The organism is Pseudanabaena sp. lw0831 (genome assembly GCF_016584665.1).
Taxonomy (GTDB): Bacteria; Cyanobacteriota; Cyanobacteriia; order Pseudanabaenales; family Pseudanabaenaceae; genus Pseudanabaena.
In genome coordinates, this window is sequence record NZ_BBJB01000057.1 from 76,910 (window position 1) to 98,481 (window position 21,572).

Below are 21,572 nucleotides of genomic sequence, written 5' to 3' on the forward strand. Positions count from 1 at the left end.
AGATGATTTCAACACTGCTCGATCGCCTATTTCAAAGAAGTAATGTCCCTAGTGGGGCAAAAGTCAAGCAGCGTTTGAAATTTATCCTTGCCCATGATCGTGCTGCGATCGAGCCACAGGTGTTTGAAAATATGCGCCATGAGATTATGCGTGTAGTTTCCAAGTATGTGGAACTTGATGAAGGTTTATTGGATATTCGCTTAGAGTCTGATAAACGGATGACAGCGTTGATTGCTAATTTGCCGATTCGGATGGTGCGTGAAGACCTGCCCGATCTCGTAAGTCTTTTTGATGAACCCACTAAAGAAGTAGATTCATTAAATAACTTTGATGCCTTAGCCTTAGAAATGGATCAGTCCGCAGAAGATGCTCTTGATGCGATCGTGGCAAAAGAAAACATCAAAGCTACAACTGAAGATATTTCTCCAGAGCGTATTGCTGGAATTGCGGAACGCACTATCGAAGTAACCAGCAAAATAAGAACTGCTGTGAATAAGACTCAAAACGGGGAGATCAGCGATCGCGCCGTAGTAGAAACTGGTATAGCCCCCGCTGTAATTACAGATGTTTTCAATAATTCTGATTTGGTTTCGCCTGATGCATCATCAGAAAATTCTATCAATGAAGAATCAGAAGGATTAGATGAGCAAGCAAGCGATCAGTTAGAGTTGTCTTTAGGTTTGTCTAATTCACAAGAATCTCAAGAAATAGTATTTGAAGAATCTCCAAAACTTTATAATCAAGAGGAAGAGAATCATGGCAGTAACGACAGAGGCTAACATCGCCAAAGTACGCTGGACAGCTTCTGATTTAGAGCTTTTTCCAGATGATAATACTCGCTATGAAATCATTGATGGAGAATTATTAGTGGCTAGAGCGCCGCATTGGCATCATCAAACTGCGATCGACAATCTTTGTTTTGCCTTAAAGTCATGGAATCGACAAACTGGGCTAGGCGTAATTGCTACAACTCCAGGGATAGTTTTCGCTGATTCTGATAATGTCATACCTGATCTGGTTTGGTTAAGACAAGGGCGCTTGAGGGATATACTTGATGCTCAGGGACATTTGACCGCCGCACCTGATCTAGTGGTCGAAGTATTATCAGAAGGGGCAGGACAAGAGCGGCGCGATCGCGAGTTGAAGTTAAAGCTTTATTCAATTCAAGGTGTGCTTGAATATTGGATTGTGGATTGGAGAAAGAGGTCTATCCAAGTCTATAGAAGAGAGAATGCGGCTCTAGTTTTAGTGGCAACTCTATTTGAAAATGATTCGATAACTTCGCTTCTATTACCAGATTTCACTTGTAATCTCACCGAGATTTTTGAATAAATGTTGACAGTTTATTTCACAATTGGGTTGCCTGCTTCTGGCAAGTCTACATGGGCTAAAGCAAAAGTGGATAAATCACCCAATGGAATTAAGCGGGTGAATAAGGACGAGCTTCGAGCCATGCTAGATAATTCTTATTTCTCCAAAGGTAATGAGAAATTTGTTTTAAATATCCAAGATCAGATTATTAAAGCGGCTTTAGAAGAAGGAAAGCACGTAATTATTGATAATACGCACCTTGCACCTAAACACGAAGCGAGAATTAGAGAATTGATCAAGGGCTTGGCGGTACTAGAGATAGTGGACTTTCGGCATGTGACTCTAGAAACCTGTATTGAGCGTGACCTGAAGCGATTTAACTCAGTTGGGGAGAAGGTGATTCGCGATATGTATAACCAATTTATCGCACCGCCTAGAAGCCCTAAACCTGCTCGTAATCCAGACCTACCTGATGCGATTATTTGTGATTTAGATGGAACGCTTGCTTTGATTGGCGATCGCAGTCCCTATGATGGTGCTAGCTGTGAGAAGGATTTGGTCAATGAACCTGTGCGATCGATTTTGCAGACATCAGGAAAGGCGATCGTATTTGTTTCTGGGAGAGAGGATAAGTCCAAGCCTCAGACATTAGCATGGCTGGAGAAGCATGGTATTAGTTTTGATAGTCTGCATATGCGTAAATCTGGTGACATGCGAAAGGACAGCATTGTTAAGAAAGAAATTTATGATGAATTTATTCTTGATAAATACAATGTGGCGTTTGTATTAGACGATCGCGATCAGGTAGTCAGAGTTTGGCGAGATCTTGGTTTAACTTGCTTACAAGTTGACTACGGCGATTTCTGATTTTTGGTAATCTGCTCAACTTAGACAAAACTGCCTTTTATAGCTTCAGTCAATTACCTTAGTGCAAATCAACTCTAGGGTTTTATGTCCTAGTACAATTGGCGACAGCGATATAATACAATTAGGAAATTGTTAAAATTTGTAAGAATTTATTTAGGTTTGCCTAACATATCATGTTGCAAACTTGTTAAGCTTTCTTGAAAAATTCATCTATCGTCTGCATTAATTCAAACTTTTATGGCTAGCCTTCCCTCTCTTACTGGTGCTGAAATTCGCGCAAAGTTTCTCAATTTCTTTGAGGAGCGCGGTCACAAGGTAATGCCTAGTGCTTCACTCGTACCTGCTGATCCCACAGTGCTACTAACGATCGCGGGAATGCTGCCATTTAAGCCAATCTTTTTAGGACAACAGGAGCCTGAAGTTCCTCGCGCTACCACCTCTCAAAAATGTATCCGTACCAATGACATCGAGAATGTCGGTAGAACGGCGCGTCACCAAACATTTTTTGAAATGTTAGGGAATTTCAGTTTTGGCGACTATTTTAAAAAAGAAGCGATCTCTTGGGGATGGGAATTAGTAACCAAAGTATTTCAAATACCGCCCGATCGCTTAGTAGTCAGTGTCTATCACACTGATGAAGATGCTTTTGCAATTTGGCGTGATGCGATCGGTATTCCTGCGCATCGGATTCAACGGATGGGCGATGATAATTTCTGGGCTTCGGGTGCGACGGGGCCTTGTGGCCCTTGTTCAGAAATCTATTATGATTTTCATCCTGAATTGGGTGACGACTCGATTGATTTAGAAGATGATTCACGATTTTTGGAGATTTACAATCTGGTCTTCATGGAGTTAAATCGTGATGCGGTCGGCGATCTCACAAAGCTCAAGAAGCAAAATATTGATACGGGTTTGGGATTAGAGCGAATGGCTCAAGTTTTGCAGGCCGTTCCCAATAACTATGAGACAGATTTAATCTTTCCAATCATCAAAAAAGCTGCGGATATTGCAGGAATTGATTATCACCAGAGCGATGAAAAAGTAAAAACTTCGCTAAAAGTTATTGGCGATCATGTACGCTCGGTTGTACATATGATTGCCGATGGCATCAATGCCTCGAATGTAGGACGAGGTTACATTATGCGTCGTCTCTTGCGTCGCGTCGTTCGTCATGGGCGTTTGATTGGGATCTCAGGTACATTTGCCTCTGAAGTTGCCGAAGTTGCGATCGCACTTTCAGAATCCGTTTATCCCAATACTCGCGAAAGAGCGCAAGTAATTAAAGAAGAAATCAAAATCGAAGAAGTCCGCTTTTTACAAACTCTAGAACGGGGAGAAAAGCTGCTTGAAGAAATTCTTACTAAACCTGAAGTTCAATCTAGTAAGACAATTTCGGGTGTCGATGCTTTCACCCTCTACGACACCTATGGATTCCCATTAGAGTTAACTCAAGAAATTGCTGAAGAAGAAGGCTTTACCGTTGACTCTGAAGGCTTCGAGACGGAAATGAAGAAGCAACAAGAGCGATCGCAAGCTGCCCATGAAGATATTGACCTGATGTCGAAAGATAGCTGGGTGAATATTACGAAGGAAATTGGTAAAACTGAATTTCTAGGCTATACGGAACTCAGCAGCACCGCCACGATTAAAGCGATTCTTGTTAATGGTGAATTAGCGAAAACGGCGATCGTAGGTAACAAAGTCCAAATCGTTTTAGATCGCTCTCCTTTTTATGCAGAATCAGGCGGACAGGTTGGGGATACAGGTTACTTGGCGATTGGTGAGGCGATCGCTAAAATTAGTGATGTCCAGAAACAAGCGGATTTGTTTATTCATATCGGACAAGTAGAACGTGGCGAAATTGCTATTGGTGATAACGTCAATGCTCAAGTTGCAGTATCTGAACGTCGTCGCATTCAGGCGCACCACACCGCCACGCACCTATTACAAGCAGCCCTAAAGAAAATCGTTGATCCTAACGTTTCTCAAGCAGGTTCATTAGTTGATAGCGATCGCCTTCGTTTTGACTTTAATCTCAATCGGGCGATCACCACCGAAGAGCTTCAGCAAATCGAATTGCAGATCAATAACTGGATCTCCGAAGCCCATGAATCAGTAATCGAAGTATTGCCAATCGCCCAAGCAAAAGCCAAAGGTGCGATCGCTATGTTTGGTGAAAAATATGGCGCAGAAGTCCGCGTTATGGATATTCCTAATGTATCAATGGAACTTTGCGGCGGAACGCATGTAAAAAACACGAGCGAAATTGGACTATTCAAAATCATTTCTGAAGCAGGTGTTGCTTCTGGCGTGCGTCGGATCGAAGCGATCGCAGGTCAGGCAGTTTTGGAATATCTCACCCTGCGCGACAATATTGCTAAGGATTTAAGCGATCGCTTCAAGATTAAGCCTGAAGAAATTAGCGATCGGATTACAGGCTTGCAGCATGAACTAAAAACTGCTCAGAAAGAAGTGGAACATCTCAAACAGGAATTAGCTCTAGTCAAGGCTGATACTCTCATTCATGAAGCTGAACCCATCGGCGAATTTAAAATTCTGGTTGCTCAACTTCCTGACATCGAAGCAGAAGCTCTCAAAGCGGCTGCCGAAAAGCTCTCTGCAAAACTAGGACATAGTGCAGTAGTACTAGGTTCTTTTACTGATGATGGCAAAGTTACACTGGTTGCTTCTTTCAGTAAGGAAGTAATTGCTAAGGGTTTACAAGCTGGTAAATTTATCGGTGCGATCGCCAAAATCTGCGGCGGCGGCGGCGGCGGTCGCCCCAACCTCGCTCAAGCAGGTGGCAAAGATGCCAGTAAGTTGCCCGAAGCTCTAGAAGCTGCTGAAGCTCAGCTCAGAAATACGCTAGCTTAAAAGTTGGAGAGGAGGCTCAAAGTGCCTCCTCTATTTTTTGAAATAGAATCAAGTAAATATGCTCACAAACATCAAAATGTTATTGGAAGCTTGTAAAAAGTTATCCATTGAATATGAGATTTTGCATCCGAATCAGAATCTAGTTAAGGTTAAACTCAGCGATCGCGAATATTACTTTACCAACTATTCAACCCCTCTCACGCCACAATCTATAGCGGAAATCTTTAAGGATAAGCAATATTTTTATCAAGTATTTCGAGATGTCGTGAAGATGCCGCGTACAGTCTCTTTTATCTCGCCCTATTGCGATCAGAAATATAAAGAGTATTTACAATTCTCCGCTATCGAAGAAATTATTACAGAGATTGAAAGAAATTTTGATTTGCCAATCATTTTGAAGCGAAATCGGGGATCAGGTGGCAATAATGTCTTTAAGTGTTTAGATTTGCTCCAGATTCGTAATGCTTTAGATTGTATTTTTAATGTTAATAGTAAAAACTATGACTACGTTGCTCTAGTGCAAGAACCAATTAATATCGTTAAGGAATATCGCTCCGTATGTCTCAATCATGAGCAAATAGTTCTGTATGACAAAGATATTTCGCAGGCAGAGTTTACGGGAAATCTTAGCCCATTACATTGGGAAGGGGCGATCGCGAAACAAGTTAGTAATCACGAAACTATTGCAGCGATCGATGAATTTATTAAACCAATTTTCCAGAAGATGGCAATCCCTTATGTCGGTCTAGATATAGCTTTAGATGATCACCAAAACTACTGGCTGATTGAGGCAAATTCTCATCCAAATTTTGATATTTTCATTCGAGATAATGGAGAAGATGCGATCGTGGGGCTTTTTGAAAAGATTTTAAGATATCTAAGCAAATAAAAAGGGGCGCGATGCGCCCCTTTTTATTTGCTTAGATGAAAAATTACATCAAGCCAATTTGAGTAAGAATGCCTTGTCCAGTAATTAATTCTGTTGCCAAACCGATAACGAATCCTAGCATTGCAAGACGACCGTTCCAAGTTTCAGCGAAGTTGTTAAAACCGAATTTTGGCTCTGTAGTGTTTTCCATTTCAGTGATCTCCTTGGTGGTTTAACTATTAAGTAGAAATTATAAATCTTTGCTTGAATTAATATTACTTTATATTTCTTAATAAGAGCTATACCGCTAAAGGTAGAACAAATTTATAGAGCAGAATACACAAAAGGAAAGCTGCGTTTAACGCAGCTTTCCTTTTGTGTATTTAATGAAATAAGTGAATGCAACTTTTATCAACTACGGTTTGTAAAGCAACCAAAAATTACATCAAGCCAATTTGAGATAGAATGCCTTGTCCAGTGATTAATTCCGTTGCCAAACCAATAACGAAACCTAACATTGCGAGGCGACCATTCCAAGTTTCAGCGAAGTTGTTGAAACCGAATTTTGTCTCCGTAGTGTTTTCCATTTCAGTAATCTCCTTGGTGGTTTAACTATTAAGTAAACGTTAATAATCTTTGCTTGAATTAATATTACTTTATATTTCTTAATATGCTATACCGCTAAAGATAGATTCAGTGAGGTTGTGTCTACCGACACCTCAGCAAGATAAGGGACTTGCGAAAGAATAAAGTGCCAATCCAGATTTTCCAGAATAAGTGGGGCGGCTTTGCCGCCCCACTTATTCTGGTTTCATATTCGGTACTTTATTAAATCGCAGACTCCTAACTAAAACAAAAGCCATCGAGATCCTATGATCTCGATGGCTTTTGAGGAAATAAAAATAAATGAGAGCGATATTAATAGCCAAAGCTATTAATTAGACATCGTAAGTTGCATTACCTGTAAACTTGACGCTTATAGGATTAGGGTTATCACCAATCTTGCGGCTGACGCTATTAGCGGCAACACGACCAGCATTCACCTTCTCAGGGAATACACCATCGCTAGGATGGAGATAAACTTGGTCGCCATTAGGAAATTCGCGCCAGATTTTGTAATTGGTGATCTTAAATTTACGCAACTGTGTACCCAAAGCAAGGGCTTGCTCTTTCTTAGCTAAGTAAAGCAAGTTGTCGCCACTGACCATAGTTGCAGCGCCGCCTGTGGGCATTTCAAATACTTGCTCTTTGGGGCTATTCCAAGAGATTAAGTACTTTTCTTCGGTGAAAGCGGAGTTGAGCAAACCACCTGTGCTACCACCCCAGATTGGGGTTTTGCCTTTAGGGGCAGGTGCAGTAAAGGTTGCTGTTTCTGCTGTTTCTTCTGACATTGAGATGTTCTCCCAAATTGCGTATACGCTTTTGATATCAAGTGCAAAGATATCATTTCTATATACCCCTGCTTCAAGCTTACTTAACGTTACTTTACGAAGCTTGACAAAACTTTTGGAGAAAACATCTCGCTTTGCAAGATGTTTTCTTGTTTACGAGCTAATCAGACGAATGAGATAACGCTCAATCAGGATAATGGCAACAATGTCATCGATAGGACGATCGGGAGATCTCATTCCAAGCGGGACTAATTTCATTAAGCCTTGTGCGGGATAAATTTTCCAAAATCGCAGCCGAGCCTCTTCACTGCTATAACGCTCGTCTACGGTGATGATTCTCAAATCTGGGAATGATGACCGTAGTTCAGCTTTCCATTGCTTAGAGGCGGTTTGATCGCCCATCACCATCAGCGAAATGGGATAGCTATCTAATAAGCTGCCAACTTTAGCGATCGCCTCTTGACTGGGGATAACTACCTGAAAATGCAGCTTGCGATCTAAGCCCATGACAGCAAGACCACATTTTTGTTTTCCTGGATCAAAACCTAACAGCACGGATATTCCTGAATTGATAATTACGAATTACGAATTACGAATTATCAAGGAGATTTCAATTCGTAATTCGTAATTCGTAATTTTTGTTTACGCTGTCCACAATTATATACTTTGGATAAATTCCTTAAGCCCCTTGCGATAGGTTTCGAGAGAGTCTAGGAAGCCACCGTTATGATCGCCGCGTAGTTTGACTAATTTTTTAGGCTGATTGGCTGCTTGAAAATTGCGATCGCCATGATGAAAGGGAATGATTTCATCATCGGTGCTATGAATAATTAAAACAGGAATTTTGATGCTGGGTAAGCGATCAATGGAGTTGTAGGAAAATCGCGACAGAAACCGAATTGGCAAAAATGGATAAAGCTCAGCCGCGCGATCGCTAATTGAGGTAAATGTGGAGGCAAGTATTAACCCACCAGCGTTACTTGTGGGATCTTGTTGTGTAGTCATTTGGGCAAGGTAAGAAGCGATCGCACCTCCTAATGATTCACCGTAGATAATAATTTTTTGAGGTGGAATTTGTTTCTCTTGAGTAAGATATTGCCACGCAGCTTCGACATCGTTATAGGTTCCTTCTTCGCTGGGTTTACCCTCACTTTTTCCATAGCCTCGATAATCAAACAGGAAAGTAGCAAGCCCTAAATCTTTAAATATCGGTAAGTAACTGATGCGATTGCTAATATTGCCGCCATTGCCATGACAAAACAAAATCACACCTTTACCAATTCGATCATTGTCTTTAGATGGCACAAACCAAGCGTCTAAATTGACATTATCTTTAGTTGTGATCCGTATATCTTCAAACTTTAAGCCTATGGTTGCAGGCGTATCTATTAACTCTTGACTTGGCATATAAACTAAGTTTGATTGTCCGAAATATAAAGCAATCGCCAAGCCAATGTAAGCAAGCACCAGAATGCGAACTACTGGCAATAAAAACCTTTGTAATATTTGCAATACTGACTGTAAATTCGGGTTCATTTTTACTGAAATAGCTGAGCAACTTTTTTAAGAATCTGAAGCACAGTCAAAAGTTCATTAGTGCTGCGATTGTATATTGAATATTTATTTCTCTAGCAAATTTGTGATTGCATCTTCAATATTTTCTTGTTTGATTAAAGACTCGCCAACTAGCACAGAACTCGCTCCACAAATTTGCACAAAATCTAGATCTTGACGGGTATAAATGCCAGACTCGCTCACCCAAAGATATTTATCTCTAGTTAATGAATCTAGTCTATCCATTAAAATTTTAGTTTGTTCAAGCTCGACGACAAAATTTTCTAAATTGCGATTATTAATCCCGATTAAGCGCACATCAGAAATTTGTAAAACACGATCTAGCTCAGCTTGAGTATGCACTTCAACTAGTGCAGCCATGCCTAACTCATGGATTAATGCTTGCAGTTCGGTTAATTCAGTATCAGTAAGAATTGCGGTGATTAATAAAACTGCATCCGCACCATGCGATCGCCCCAGATAAATTTGATAGGGATCAATAATAAATTCTTTACAAAGTAACGGTAATTCAACAGCTTGGCGAACCAGTTGCAAATTTTCAAAACTGCCTTGAAAGAATTCTCGATCAGTTAATACTGAGAGGCAACTCGCGCCGCCGCGTTCGTAGGCTTGGGCGATCGCTATAGGATCAAAGTCTTTACGAAATAAACCTTTGCTAGGTGAGGCTTTTTTGACTTCGGCGATTAGGGCAGGCTTAATTGGGGAATTTTGCAACTTGCTATAAAAATCTCGTGGCGGACTAATGCTAGATAATTTAGATTTAATTGACTCAATCGGCTCGGTGGCATACATCTGCGCAACCTCTTGCTCCTTATGCCAAACAATTTTTTCTAAAATGTTTTGGGGCGCGTCAGTTAGGGCAGCGATCGCATAGCCTTTGCTACTAGCGGTTTCAGATTGGCGACGTACTTGCATTGATGAGAATTTGGTTGATCGTGTAAAAAGATATAGCTTTTAGCATAAAGCAATTTATCAAAAAGCCGCCTATGGTTACTTTTTAGCAAATTACTTTATAAATTATGAGGTTTCTTTACAAGCAAAGCGCTCATTTTTCGGTATATTTGCCTGTGTAATGTGAGTTGAGCATAGTTTTTATGAGCGCGATCGCAAACTCTAACCAACCCGAAGACAAGCCAAAGACTTCGCGAGTTTCATCTTATTGGCGAAATATCCCTTGGAAAAAGTTATCCAGTTTGGTCATGGCGATCGCCCTGTGCTTTTACCTCACAGCTTGCGGTGGTAATAATAAGCCAGTCAGTAAAGCCACAGACAAAAAAGTTGTAACTAGCATCAATCTCACCGAAGTTTCGCCACCCACTGAAATTCAACGACTCAGTCGCCTACTCGATGGCTACGCACCTCAGGTCAGCATTGTCAGCCCAAAATCTGATGAAGTGCTAAACGACACCCAAGTCTCAGTGAAGTTTGATGTCAAAAATTTGCCGATTTTTAAAAATGCTGATTTTGGCTTAGGGCCACATATCCATGTGACTTTGGATAACCAAGAATACAAAGCAATTTACGACCTAAATCAAACCGCAACATTTGATCACCTCAGCGCGGGAACTCATACAATTCGAGCCTTTGCTTCGCGACCTTGGCATGAAAGCTTCAAAAACCAAGGTGCGTATGCACAGACTACCTTTAATGTATTGACAAAGACTGGCGAAAATACTCCCGAAGCAAAAACACCTTTGCTCACCTACAGCCGTCCTGTAGGAACCTATGGTGCTGAGCCAATCATGCTTGATTTTTATCTCCAAAATGCACCTTTGCATTTGCTCGGCAAAGATGATGAGGAGATCGATGATTGGCAGGTTCGCGCCACCATTGATGGACAAAGCTTTACCTTTGATCGCTGGGAGCCAATCTATCTCAAAGGCTTTAAAACTGGACAAAATTGGGTGAAGCTAGAATTACTAGAACCAGATGGCGATGCGATCGCGAATGTGTTCAACAGCACAGCCCATGTCATTAACTATCAACCCAATGGTACTGACACCCTAGCGCGTCTAGTCCGTGGTGAAAAGATTGCCAACATTGAGGCGATCGTTAACCCAGACTATGTGCCACCTGCTCCTGAAGTTATACCTTCGCCTGTTGAGTCTGTCGCACCTGTCGTCGCTCCTACGGAAAAGCCAACCGAATCATCTAAAACTGAGGTTGTTAGCCCCACATCTACGCCAGTAGCTACACCCAAGGAAGAGACTAAACCTGTTGATAAAGCATCATCTGTAATTCCTGTAGTTCCAGTTCCTGTAGTTCCAGTAATTCCTGTTCCCGTTGCTCCAGCCGCACCAATTATTACAAAATCATCACCAGTAGCTGAGCCTGCCAAGGTTGAACCTGTCCCGACTAAGGTAGATTTAACAGAACCAATCAAGGTTGAACCGATTAAAGTAAAGGCTGCTCCTGTAGAACCCATCAAAGCTGCCCCAGTTCCGACTAAGGTAGCTCCAGCTCCAGAACCAACCAAGGTTGAACCGATTAAAGTAAAAGCTGCTCCTGTGGCTGCTGAAACTATAAAGACTGCACCCATCATCAAGGCTAAAAACGCACCAGTTACTGAGTCAGAAAAGGTTACTCCAGAATCTCCCAAGTCTAAGCCTGTACCTGTTGTAGAACCAGTAAAGATCGCTCCTGCCCCAAGCAGGAGTAAATATGCCCCTATTGCAATACCAGGCAGACCGATCGCACCAAAAGTCGCACCTCAAGTAACAACACCTAAAGAAGCTCCTCAGGAAGTCCCCAAAGCCACGAAAGAAGCTGCTCAGGTAATGCCAAAAGCTGAACCAGCCAAAGGTATCTTGCCTGAAAAGGAACCTAAGACGTTTAAGCCAACTGCGGCTCCAACAGATGTATTCAAAAATTTCAACTTTGATCCACGTAAGTTTTTCCCTGCTAAACCCGAAGCAGCATCTACAGAAACAAAATAAATAAAGGGCGGCGCAATGCGCCGCCCTTTATTTATTTTCAGACGAGCTTGTGGGACTAAGTTGATTAGTTTTCTTTTGGACATCCAACACTCGGTAAATTCCTGTTTCTTGTGTTTTCCCTTTGAGGGCAAATTTACCCACAAACTCGGTCTGGAAATTATTATCTAAGCGCTGATGCGTTTCTTCACTAATCAAAATATGATGAGGTCCACCATCAACTTCTTTGTTAAAGCTTTCTAGTCGCGACGCAACATTCACCGCATCTCCTAACACAGAATATTCCAGTCGCTCCGAACTGCCTAAACTTCCTGCAATCACAAGCCCAGAGTTAATACCAATTCCTGTCGAGACTGGCGGTAAACCTTGGGCAACCCAAACCTCATTCATTTCTGCTAATTTATGGGCGATCGCTAAAGACGCAGCAACAGCAGATTGAGCATCGCGGGTACGTTCAACTTCATTGCTATGGGGAATCGGCACACCAAACACTGCCATCACTGCATCACCGATATATTTATCGACCATTCCACCATGGGCAAGTACTTCATTTGCGATCGTTCCCAAATAATTATTGAGCCAATTTAGCGTCTCGCCTGGAGCTTGCGCCTCCGCCGCAGTACTAAAGTTTCGCATATCCGTAAACAAGACCGTAACATATACCTCTTGTCCCGTGATCCGACCCTCTAGCAAAAATTTTTCACGGTTTGACCAAATAATATCGGCTAACTCCTTGGAGACATGTCGTGAAAATAGTCCCATCAATACTTTGCGTTCTGATTGCTGAATCGCAAGCTGATAAGCCATGACTAGTACATTTGAAGAAATTAAACCCAACAAGGCTGGAAATAATGGTATCCACAGAGCCTGACCAAAGGCAAAATAGCTAGCCCAAACTAAACCACCAGAGAAGAGAACTAAAAGCCCTATATTTTTACCAGCATGAGCAATAAATGCTGCCATTGCACCACCAGCGATCGCCCAAAACAAAATCCAAATATTTTCGGTATCATTTGACCAAACCTGAATAAATTTGCGATCGTCTAAAGTGCTACTAATCAACTGGCTGACAATATTTGCATGAATTTCCACCCCATACATCACTTCACCATCAACACTGACAGGTGTGGGGAAGCTATCTTTGAGACTTTCCGCGGTCACACCAATTAGGACAACGCGATCGCGCAGTTTCTCAGGAGCAACACGCTTTTCAAGTACATCAGTCGCTCGAATATGCTCGAAAGATCTTGATTTTCCTCGATAGCGAATCATCATTTGATATCCACTATCATCCTCTTTGCGATATGCACCGTAATTTGCCGTTATCCTCGGAATAATTTGTTTGCCAGCCGTAAATTGAATTGCGGCTGGGTTAAATTCAAGTTGCTTGCCGTGTAATTTTTTTAAATACAAATTGGCGATTTCAAAGGCTAAAGAACCTGAATCTCCAACTATTGAAGCCCGCCGCACCAGTGCCCCTTTGTCGGTAGGTAAATTCACATATCCATAGCTGCTAATTGGTTCTAAATCTTTGGCAGGATCGACACCACTCCGACCTTCGACCGTTGCAATAAATTTAGCATTTACTACGTTACCAGCATTTTTAACTGCGGCAACTAACTCACTACGTCCTTCTAGAACTGGTAAATCCAGATATTTATCAATGCCGATCGCGGCGGGTTTGGTAACGGAAATTTGGTTAATAAGTCTGGCAAATAAGCGATCCGAAATTGGCCATCGCTCAGAATATAGCTTAGAGAAGTCTTGAATATCAGCTTCCGAAATTTCGACAATGACAACACGGCGATCGGGCGGTTCGTTAAGTTGCGATCGCATTAAGCTGTCATAAACCCAAAGCTCAATTTCCTTAAAAGCTCCATTTTCTCTTAATCCTAAAACACCCAAAGACAATGAAAACGTGATCAAGCCAGCCACTAATTGCTGATGATTGCGTTTACAAAAATCTCTAAAATTAATCAAAGTGGAAGAGAGTTTCATTACGATTGCCGATGAGAAAAGAGTGCTTTGTTATTTTTTTGTCATCAAAATTTGAGATATTGATGCATAAGCTGTCACCACGATAAAACCCAAAATAGAGTTGCAGCGCTTCAGGCCGCAACTCTATTTTGGGTTTTGATTGTTTCTTAACATAACTGGCGGTCGCTATAAGAACAGTATCTCGACACTATTCTATCTATAGTGTTTCATACGCATACATCAGCGAAATAGCGGGATTTTCACAAAAAAGAAAGGGAGGCAATTAGCGCCTCCCCTTCTTTTTTGTTAGTCTATTTCCAGTTTTTAGCAACAATTTCAGCCAAGTCAACAACACGTTGGCTATAGCCCCATTCGTTGTCATACCAAGCAACAACCTTAACCATGTTGCCACCCATGACCATAGTCAAAGAAGAGTCAACGATCGAAGATGCATCAACACCGCGATAGTCGATTGACACCAAAGGCAATTCGTTATATTCCAAAATGCCTTTCATGGGGCCTTCAGCGGCAACGCGGAATGCTTCATTAACTTCTTGAGCGATCGTGTGCTGCTCAACTTCCACAACAAAGTCTACAACCGAGACATTAGGAGTTGGCACTCGCAAGGCAATGCCATTCAATTTGCCAGCAAGTTGAGGCAATACGAGCGCAACTGCCTTAGCTGCACCTGTGGAGGTAGGCACGATGCTTAAAGCAGCAGCTCTGGCACGGCGCAAATCACGGTGGCTAGCATCAAGCAATCTTTGGTCACCAGTGTAGCTGTGGGTGGTGGTCATTACCCCTTTAACAATGCCAAAGTTTTCTAGCAAGACTTTGGCAACAGGTGCTAAACAGTTGGTGGTGCAACTAGCATTACTGATGATGTTATGAATGTCATGGTTGTAGTCTTTATCGTTAACACCTACAACAAACGTGCCATCTTCATTTTTACCAGGGGCAGTAATTAGAACTTTCTTAGCGCCTGCACCGATATGTCGGCTAGCACCAACTTTATCGATAAATACGCCCGTAGATTCAATAACTAGATCAATACCCCATTCTTTCCAAGGCAAGTTGTCAGGATTGCGATCGGAGACTGTTTTGATGGTTTTGCCATTGACAGTAATTGTGGTGTCATCAGCACTAACTTCTCCAGCAAATTTGCCGAGCATGGAGTCGTACTTTAGCAAGTGAGCGTTGGTACGGGGATCGGACGTATCGTTAAGTCCAACTAGTTCTATGTTTGTCTCTGAGCGACCAGCCCAGCATCTGAGAAAGTTACGTCCGATACGCCCAAATCCATTAATCGCTACCCTGATAGTCACTTCTTATCGCCCTTTATCTAAATTTAATTTTTTACTTTAATCTGATGCTTATGATACCGAAAAACCGTCACTAATTTATTCTCTATTAAAGCAAAATTTTGAATCTTAATAAAACCCAGAAAGGTAGGGACAATCTATAAATTGCCCCTACCTTTCTGGGTTTTACATGAAACACGCACAGCGTATTTCATGTATTTTTTATTAGCTAAACAGTGGTTGGAACTTTCGATTTAACCGAGGCAAAGCTAGGTACAACGATCGACTTGTCCTGCTTGGTGAGGCGATCGTATAGCACTTTGGTGTTGGGGTAGTTAGCCGCAGGGAATGTCTCAAAGCGGTTGTAAGGAACAACATCTTCGCCAAAGGCATCGAGGAATTCAAGGCTGTTCACCATGTCCGTTACCATCGCCTTAATACCGCTAGTTGCCAAAATCACGTTGTATTTACGGATTTCTGCTTGATCGAGGGGCGCACGTCCTAAGAAATGCTTTGTACCCAATTCGATAACCTTAGTGTTGGGGAATGGTGCGTAGAATTCCTTGATGTAAAGGTCGGATGTACCGATCGCCAAGATGAATTCCTTGACCGTGATTTCTTCGTTGAGCAACTTGGAGGTAAACTGGCTGAACTGTGAGTCAGCAACATAGGCATCCATGTCCCGCTCGAACACTTGACGGTAAGCTGCACGTACCAATGCGCCTGTTTCCACAGGATCGGTGGTGGTGAGCTTGAAAATCTTGCGTTGTTCGCGCTTCTTATCAACACCTTGGTTGATGCGATCGCGAATCGATACTGATGAGCGCTCTTCGGTGACCTGACCAAGTTCGATGAACTTTGCGGTTGGTTCAACCACAACCTTAGTGCCTTTTTCTTCGCCCAAGGTGCTGTTGCGATTGTTGCGGAGCGATACACCTGCGGGGGTGAGATAGCGCTCATAAGGAACGGTATCTTCGCCAAAGGCTTGCTCGTATTCCTTGGTTTCAAGGATCGCATCAACTACTGCATAGAAGCCCTTCTTTGATGCGAGATCAAAGTAAGCGTTCATTTCAGGACGACCATAGGTAGGACGACCTAATAGACGACGGTGAGTATACTCGATCGCTTTACATACATAAAGCTTCGTCCAATAGCGATCGCGGAAAGTTGGGGACTTAGCCAAGATGCGGACAAATTCACGGACGGAGATATCGCCATTTTCTAGCTTGATCTCTGCAACTGTTTGGCGCTGACCAGAATAAGGAATAAAGCCAATGACTTGCAAGTAAATAGCACGAATCACAGCTTGGGTAGAGGTTTCCGAGTTGGTGATGCTCAAGCCCTTGATCGAAGATTTTCTTGCACCTTTACCGATCTTGACGTTATCACGTAGGGTTTGATCGAGCTTGAAGACCTTGGGACTCATAGGATCGATCGAGCCAGTCGCCGATGGATTACCAAGTTGGTTAGTGATACCAGCACCATTGCGGATCAAGATGCGACGGGTATCCTTGCCGAAAGGTGCAGGGGATGCACTAGGATTACGAGTTTCTTTAGGGAAGATCGCACCAAATTGGATTTCGAGAGGATCATTACCAGCGCCATAAACATGCTGATCTGGCAATGGTTGCTCATAGGCAGCAAACAAGGTAATAAATTGAGGAACCTTACGGAAAGGTGCAGAGTAGTTGAATAAGTCAAACTGTGCGCCCCAGTTGCGTGCAGTTTGGGCTTCTTGTCCGTATCCACGTTGGTAAGGGACGGTTTCTTCGCCGAAGTAGTCGCTGTACTCTCTGGAGTTAACTAGAGCATTGACTAGGGCAGGCAAACCACCTTTGGAGACGATTGCAAAGTAAGCAGCCACTTCTTCACGGCTTTCAGGAGAGCGTCCAAGGAAATGCTTGAATGCTAACTCAACTGCACGAGAGTTGATGAAAGGTAGGAAGAATTGATCGCGGTATAAAGGCGATAAACCTAAGCGGCGGACAAACTCACGCACCGAGATTTCACCATTCTTGACCTTAGAATCAAGGTCAGAAATACCTTGGCTATAAGCACGAGCAATATCACGCTCGAAAACTTGACGATAGGCAGCTTTAACTACGCCATTTTTTTCAGCACCTGTCATGGCAGCCTTCATCACAAACTTCTGACGACGCTCAGCGGTGTTGAAGTAAATCTGAGGCAGTGCCAAGCCTTGTAAGTCTGGGGAATTGCGCTGACGGACTTTGGGTGAAGGTGTCGCTGCTTTAAACTCAGCGATCGCTACATCCATGTATTGCTTGATAATTTCGATCGCCGCAGGATCGTTGAGGAAATAACCTGCTGCGGCTTGCTTCATGGTTTGCAAAGCAACAATAGTTGCGTCAGTGGAGCAAGCTGCTTCAATGATTTCACGCAAGCCACGCACATTTTGGGCAAGAATATTTGGGTCACCTGCGACAATCGCATAGGTGGCATAACGCAAGAACCATGACAAGTCACGCAGTGACTTCTTCATGCGGTCTGCGCCATAACGAGAAATGTTAATGGGGCGGAAATTAGCTGGCACAGAATCAACAACGCCAGTAATGCCTGTATTACTGAAGAAATTCTTGATTGTCCCTAAAAAGCCACCTTCGCTTGCCTCGGTATAAGTAGTTGTACCAAGTTCCATGCCGATCTTGACATCAACCACTCGACCAGCGCGATCGACCTCCAAGGCATCGGCATTTTTGGGTTTTTCCAAAAATGCCATTGCTGAACCACCCGTAAAAATACGGCTAGCAGCCTTGGATACGATATTGTCAGAGTTTTTTGTCAAAATTTCTGCAATTTCGAGGCGTTTTAGTCCAGATTGAAAATATGTGGATAAATCATCTAATTCGCTACGAGTCGCAAAGCGATCTTGTTGCTCTATCTGAGAAATTGTGGAAGTTAAAGCGGTCTGATATAGACTTGGGCGGGCATTTACTGCACCACTTGACGCTGTTACGCTCATGTGTCTGCCTTGAGATCTTTAAAGGGTATGTAAAAAGTCGAAATAATATCTACCCAAGTATAGGGTTTTCCAACTTAAATATATATCTCTATCTCATCAGAAAATGCCGCATTTACAGGTATTTCAACCAGAAAGACACGATAAGTTTTGTAAAGCACGTATGTTGGTGACGCTATGTATTTATATATAGCTGTACGTAGGGCGTATTGGCGATCGCTATAACGATCTTTGTTAAGCTAAGTTTGGTTTTAAATTTTTATATCTCATCTCAGAGCTAAAGATCTAAGTTTACAACTGCCCGTATTTTTCTCTAAACAATCATGATGAATACTCCAACCTTACCAAGAGAGCAAGCTGCTACATCAGTAAGTGAAGAAATCGAGAAATCCAGACCACTATCTGAAAATCGGGTCTTGCTTCATGGGGTGAGTTGGGAAACTTTTGAGCGTTTACTTGCGGATGTTGGCGATCGCCGTAAAACTCTATTCCATTACAACAACGGTACTTTAGAAATTATGTCGCCTCTCTCACTCCATGAAGGAAGTGGTCGTTTTTTCGATATAGGAGTTTCGTGGATGAGTGAAGGCTAATTATTCACAGCAAGGGGAAGTTTAAATTTCTAAATTTGAGTGCGATCGCTATTGCAGAAAAACAAATTTGTAAGTAGTCGTGTTTATAAACTTTATAATGAGATAGTAGATTTTTAGAGTAAGAGAAAACACCTTTCAATGCCCACCATCAAAACGAAAAAAGCTTTTCAAGAGTTCCTACGTCAAAATATTGACGCTATGCAGTTCGCCGAAAAGGCTAGTGATGATTATCTACTTGCTAGATGTGGTCTATTAAACAACTTGTGGTCAAGCTTTGAAATGGCTACTCAATCTGTAGAAAAGCTCTTAAAGTCATACCTACTATTTACCGATTCATCACTGCAAGGAAAAGCACATGCAGTTTATCGCGCTGTAGGGAAAGAGTCTAAAGACCTTGGACGCACTACCGAAGCGGGACATAATATTGAAGCGTGTTTATCTCTTGCTGAGAAAGCTGGACTTCCTCTTAGCACTGTTCTTGAAAATCAAATTGCTCGAATTAACGCTTATTATAATAATCGCTACCCAAACGATGACAGCCCATCATTACTGAGCACTAGTGAATTAGATAGTTTTGACGCAGCAATTTTTGAGATTTGGGATGCCTTTGAATCAATTGATGAAGATTACTTTTACGTGCATGGAATTATGGCACATGTTTACTCGAAGCTTCTTAGAGATAGACGCAGCAGTAGTTCATTGCTGGAAAATTCGTTTCAAATCATGACATCTGGTAATAACTCATACAATGTTCGCAAAGCAAAATTTGAAGAAGGAATTTACCGTAGACTCGAAGAGTGGTATCCAAGAAATTCCGATTAAAATTGGCTTTGGAATCTTGAAAAATCCTGATGGAAATACAAAAGTGCAATCGTCAACGACAATTACACTTTCTGGATTCTTTGATAGAAGAGAAAGTGCGATAGCTGATCTTGTAAAATACTTTAATACTCATTCAAATTTATTGGAATAGTTTTTTATGCTTCAAAGACTCTATGTACATAACTTTAGATGCTTGGAGAATTTTGAACTAAATCTAAAAGATTTGCCCTCTTCACTTTTAATTGGCAAAAATGGCACAGGTAAATCAACGATCGCTTCTGCGTTAGAAGTATTACAAAGCATAGGTCGAGGCATTAATAGAGTTAGTCAGCTTATACAGAATAAGGACTTTAATAATGGTAGGTTTGGCGTTCCAATTCGTTTTGAGATAGAAGTATTACTTAAAGAGCAATTATATAAGTATGTCCTTGCGTTAGAATTGTCATCAGAAAATTCCAAGGAAATCCGCGTATTTGAAGAACAATTGTTAGTTGCAGGGAATCCAATTTATTCGCGTGAAGTTTCACAGGTCAACTTTTACTCCAGCCCACAAGAAGCTCAGTTTCAATTACTGTGGCATCTTGTCGCTCTTCCATTAATTCAGGTGAAATCTGAGACTGATCCTCTTTATATTTTCAAGAATTGGCTGTCGCGCATGATCATTTTAGCTCCGATCCCAAGCTTGATGACAGGGGAATCTAGTGGTGAGACTCTGGAACCAGAACGGAATGGATCAAATTTTGGCGAATGGTTCTCTGGCTTACTTAGGCGCTACCCCGCCGCTTATACGCAGGTTGACAGATATCTTCGTGAAGTCATGCCCGATATTCAGGATATCCAGAATGAACCGATTGGCAAAGATGCTAAAAGCATGATTGTTCAGTTTGAAGCAAATAATCAAACATTGAGTCTTGATTTTAAAGACTTATCTGATGGAGAAAAATGCTTTTTCCTCTGTGCTGTCGTCCTAGCGGCAAACAAGTACTATAGTCCTTTTTGCTTCTGGGATGAGCCTGACAACTATCTTTCTCTATCAGAGGTAGGACATTTTATTACAACCCTAAGGCGCTCATTTAAGAATAGTGGACAAATTTTAGTAACGTCGCATAACGAAGAAGCAATCCGCAAGTTTTCTAACGAAAATACTTTTATACTCGATCGCAAAAGTCACTTAGAGCCAACTTTGATTAGGATGCTTAGTGAGATACCTATAAATGGCGATCTTGTGAATAGCTTGATTCTTGGCGACATAGAATTATGAGAGTGAATAAGTTTGTTGAGCATATTCTTGTGCTACCTGAAGATGATGCTAATCGCCAAATTATCAATGGATTTATTCTTAACTTAAGCGTTAATAAAACTGCTATTCAGGTTTTACCGATCGCTAATGGTTGGAAAAAAGTGGTAGATAAATTCAAGAACGATCATGTTTCTGAGATGGGAAAATTCCCAAAGAGAATGATTGTCTTGGTTATCGATTTTGATGATTATAAGGAACCAGATGGATTGAGTTATGAAAATCGACTAATTTATATCAAGAGTCAAGTTCCAGAGGAGCTACAAGAACGGGTATTTATTCTTGGATCTCGGACTGCACCTGAGAAACTCAAGAATGATATGAAAAAGAGCTTTGAAGACATTGGCGAAGCTCTTGCTAAAGATTGTGTTGAAAATACGAATGAAACATGGGAGCATCACCTTCTTAGACATAACGAAAATGAGCTAAAGCGTGTACGTCTGGCTGTCAAACCATTTCTTTTTAATTAACGTCAGATTCTTAAAAATTGTTGGTAATGATGCTAGTCATTTTTGAGTATGAATCTAGAGTCAATAAGCAAGATTGTGTATTGTCGCACCCCAAAAGATATAATCGCTTAAGACTTGTTTACATAATCATAGATACAATCACAGATTTATATGGCAGAGGTTACTTTTTTTAACGCCCTCAGAGAAGCGATCTCTGACCAAATGATTTAAGCGATTCTAGGAATATGTTAATGCCTAGATCCCCGACTTTTTCTGTAAACTTGTAAATCCCCTTTGATTGAGTAGAAAAAGTCGGGGATCTCAACCTCGATGTTGA

The 21,572-nt window shown here is 41.7% G+C and carries 18 protein-coding genes and 1 pseudogene; 10 read left to right on the forward strand and 9 right to left on the reverse strand.

Annotated features, from left to right (window positions below; translation table 11 throughout):
* Window positions 1-2: 2 nt before the first annotated feature.
* The 5 genes and pseudogenes from minE to APA_RS11270 form a co-directional block, all read left to right on the forward strand.
* A pseudogene (minE, locus tag APA_RS25780) lies at window positions 3-260 on the forward strand (cell division topological specificity factor MinE); the annotation flags it as partial.
* A 496-nt stretch (window positions 261-756) separates the two neighbouring features.
* Window positions 757-1,332 (forward strand): Uma2 family endonuclease, encoded by a 576-nt coding sequence (locus tag APA_RS11255; protein WP_201322368.1) that lies wholly within the window; start codon window positions 757-759, stop codon window positions 1,330-1,332.
* Window positions 1,333-2,178 (forward strand): AAA family ATPase, encoded by an 846-nt coding sequence (locus tag APA_RS11260; RefSeq protein ID WP_201322369.1) that lies wholly within the window; start codon window positions 1,333-1,335, stop codon window positions 2,176-2,178.
* A gap of 237 nt (window positions 2,179-2,415) precedes the next feature.
* Window positions 2,416-5,052, forward strand: a complete 2,637-nt coding sequence (alaS, locus tag APA_RS11265) for an alanine--tRNA ligase (protein ID WP_201322370.1) — start codon at window positions 2,416-2,418, stop codon at window positions 5,050-5,052.
* Between the two features lie 58 nt (window positions 5,053-5,110).
* Window positions 5,111-5,941: a RimK family alpha-L-glutamate ligase gene (locus APA_RS11270; RefSeq protein ID WP_201322371.1), complete on the forward strand. Its 831-nt coding sequence runs from the start codon at window positions 5,111-5,113 to the stop codon at window positions 5,939-5,941.
* 43 nt (window positions 5,942-5,984) lie between these two features.
* On the opposite strand, the gene APA_RS11275 is transcribed toward APA_RS11270, so the two are convergent.
* The 6 genes from APA_RS11275 to trpC form a co-directional block, all read right to left on the reverse strand.
* Complete coding sequence (locus APA_RS11275; RefSeq protein WP_103669610.1) at window positions 5,985-6,131, reverse strand: chlorophyll a/b-binding protein; 147 nt, start codon at window positions 6,129-6,131, stop codon at window positions 5,985-5,987.
* A gap of 229 nt (window positions 6,132-6,360) precedes the next feature.
* Complete coding sequence (locus tag APA_RS11280) at window positions 6,361-6,507, reverse strand: chlorophyll a/b-binding protein (RefSeq protein WP_201322372.1); 147 nt, start codon at window positions 6,505-6,507, stop codon at window positions 6,361-6,363.
* A gap of 351 nt (window positions 6,508-6,858) precedes the next feature.
* Window positions 6,859-7,311 (reverse strand): photosystem I reaction center subunit II PsaD, encoded by a 453-nt coding sequence (locus APA_RS11285; protein ID WP_201322373.1) that lies wholly within the window; start codon window positions 7,309-7,311, stop codon window positions 6,859-6,861.
* A gap of 153 nt (window positions 7,312-7,464) precedes the next feature.
* The gene (locus tag APA_RS11290; protein ID WP_201322374.1) at window positions 7,465-7,866 is read right to left on the reverse strand and encodes a Holliday junction resolvase RuvX; all 402 of its coding nucleotides are present in this window, start codon (window positions 7,864-7,866) and stop codon (window positions 7,465-7,467) included.
* 102 nt (window positions 7,867-7,968) lie between these two features.
* Window positions 7,969-8,847: an alpha/beta hydrolase gene (locus APA_RS11295; RefSeq protein ID WP_201322375.1), complete on the reverse strand. Its 879-nt coding sequence runs from the start codon at window positions 8,845-8,847 to the stop codon at window positions 7,969-7,971.
* 84 nt (window positions 8,848-8,931) lie between these two features.
* Window positions 8,932-9,801, reverse strand: a complete 870-nt coding sequence (gene trpC, locus APA_RS11300) for an indole-3-glycerol phosphate synthase TrpC (RefSeq protein WP_201322376.1) — start codon at window positions 9,799-9,801, stop codon at window positions 8,932-8,934.
* A 179-nt stretch (window positions 9,802-9,980) separates the two neighbouring features.
* Here trpC and APA_RS11305 point away from each other — a divergent pair, with 179 nt between their 5' ends.
* Complete coding sequence (locus tag APA_RS11305) at window positions 9,981-11,822, forward strand: hypothetical protein (RefSeq protein WP_201322377.1); 1,842 nt, start codon at window positions 9,981-9,983, stop codon at window positions 11,820-11,822.
* Between the two features lie 27 nt (window positions 11,823-11,849).
* Here the strand turns inward: APA_RS11305 and APA_RS11310 are convergent, their stop codons facing one another.
* From APA_RS11310 to APA_RS11320, 3 genes are all read right to left on the reverse strand, one after another.
* On the reverse strand, window positions 11,850-13,817 hold the full coding sequence (locus tag APA_RS11310) for a CHASE2 domain-containing protein (RefSeq protein ID WP_201322378.1): 1,968 nt from the start codon (window positions 13,815-13,817) through the stop codon (window positions 11,850-11,852).
* Window positions 13,818-14,107: 290 nt separating this feature from the next.
* Complete coding sequence (locus APA_RS11315) at window positions 14,108-15,121, reverse strand: type I glyceraldehyde-3-phosphate dehydrogenase (protein ID WP_201322379.1); 1,014 nt, start codon at window positions 15,119-15,121, stop codon at window positions 14,108-14,110.
* Between the two features lie 205 nt (window positions 15,122-15,326).
* Window positions 15,327-18,077, reverse strand: a complete 2,751-nt coding sequence (locus APA_RS11320) for a phycobilisome rod-core linker polypeptide (RefSeq protein ID WP_201322380.1) — start codon at window positions 18,075-18,077, stop codon at window positions 15,327-15,329.
* A 320-nt stretch (window positions 18,078-18,397) separates the two neighbouring features.
* Here APA_RS11320 and APA_RS11325 point away from each other — a divergent pair, with 320 nt between their 5' ends.
* The 4 genes from APA_RS11325 to APA_RS11340 all read left to right on the forward strand — a co-directional run bounded on the left by APA_RS11325 (window position 18,398) and on the right by APA_RS11340 (window position 21,256).
* Window positions 18,398-18,667 (forward strand): hypothetical protein, encoded by a 270-nt coding sequence (locus APA_RS11325; protein WP_236579511.1) that lies wholly within the window; start codon window positions 18,398-18,400, stop codon window positions 18,665-18,667.
* Window positions 18,668-18,805: 138 nt separating this feature from the next.
* Window positions 18,806-19,489, forward strand: a complete 684-nt coding sequence (locus APA_RS11330) for a hypothetical protein (RefSeq protein ID WP_201322382.1) — start codon at window positions 18,806-18,808, stop codon at window positions 19,487-19,489.
* Window positions 19,490-19,646: 157 nt separating this feature from the next.
* On the forward strand, window positions 19,647-20,750 hold the full coding sequence (locus APA_RS11335; RefSeq protein WP_201322383.1) for an AAA family ATPase: 1,104 nt from the start codon (window positions 19,647-19,649) through the stop codon (window positions 20,748-20,750).
* Window positions 20,747-21,256 (forward strand): hypothetical protein, encoded by a 510-nt coding sequence (locus APA_RS11340; RefSeq protein ID WP_201322384.1) that lies wholly within the window; start codon window positions 20,747-20,749, stop codon window positions 21,254-21,256. The genes APA_RS11335 and APA_RS11340 overlap by 4 nt, the downstream gene beginning before the upstream one ends.
* Window positions 21,257-21,572 lie beyond the last annotated feature (316 nt).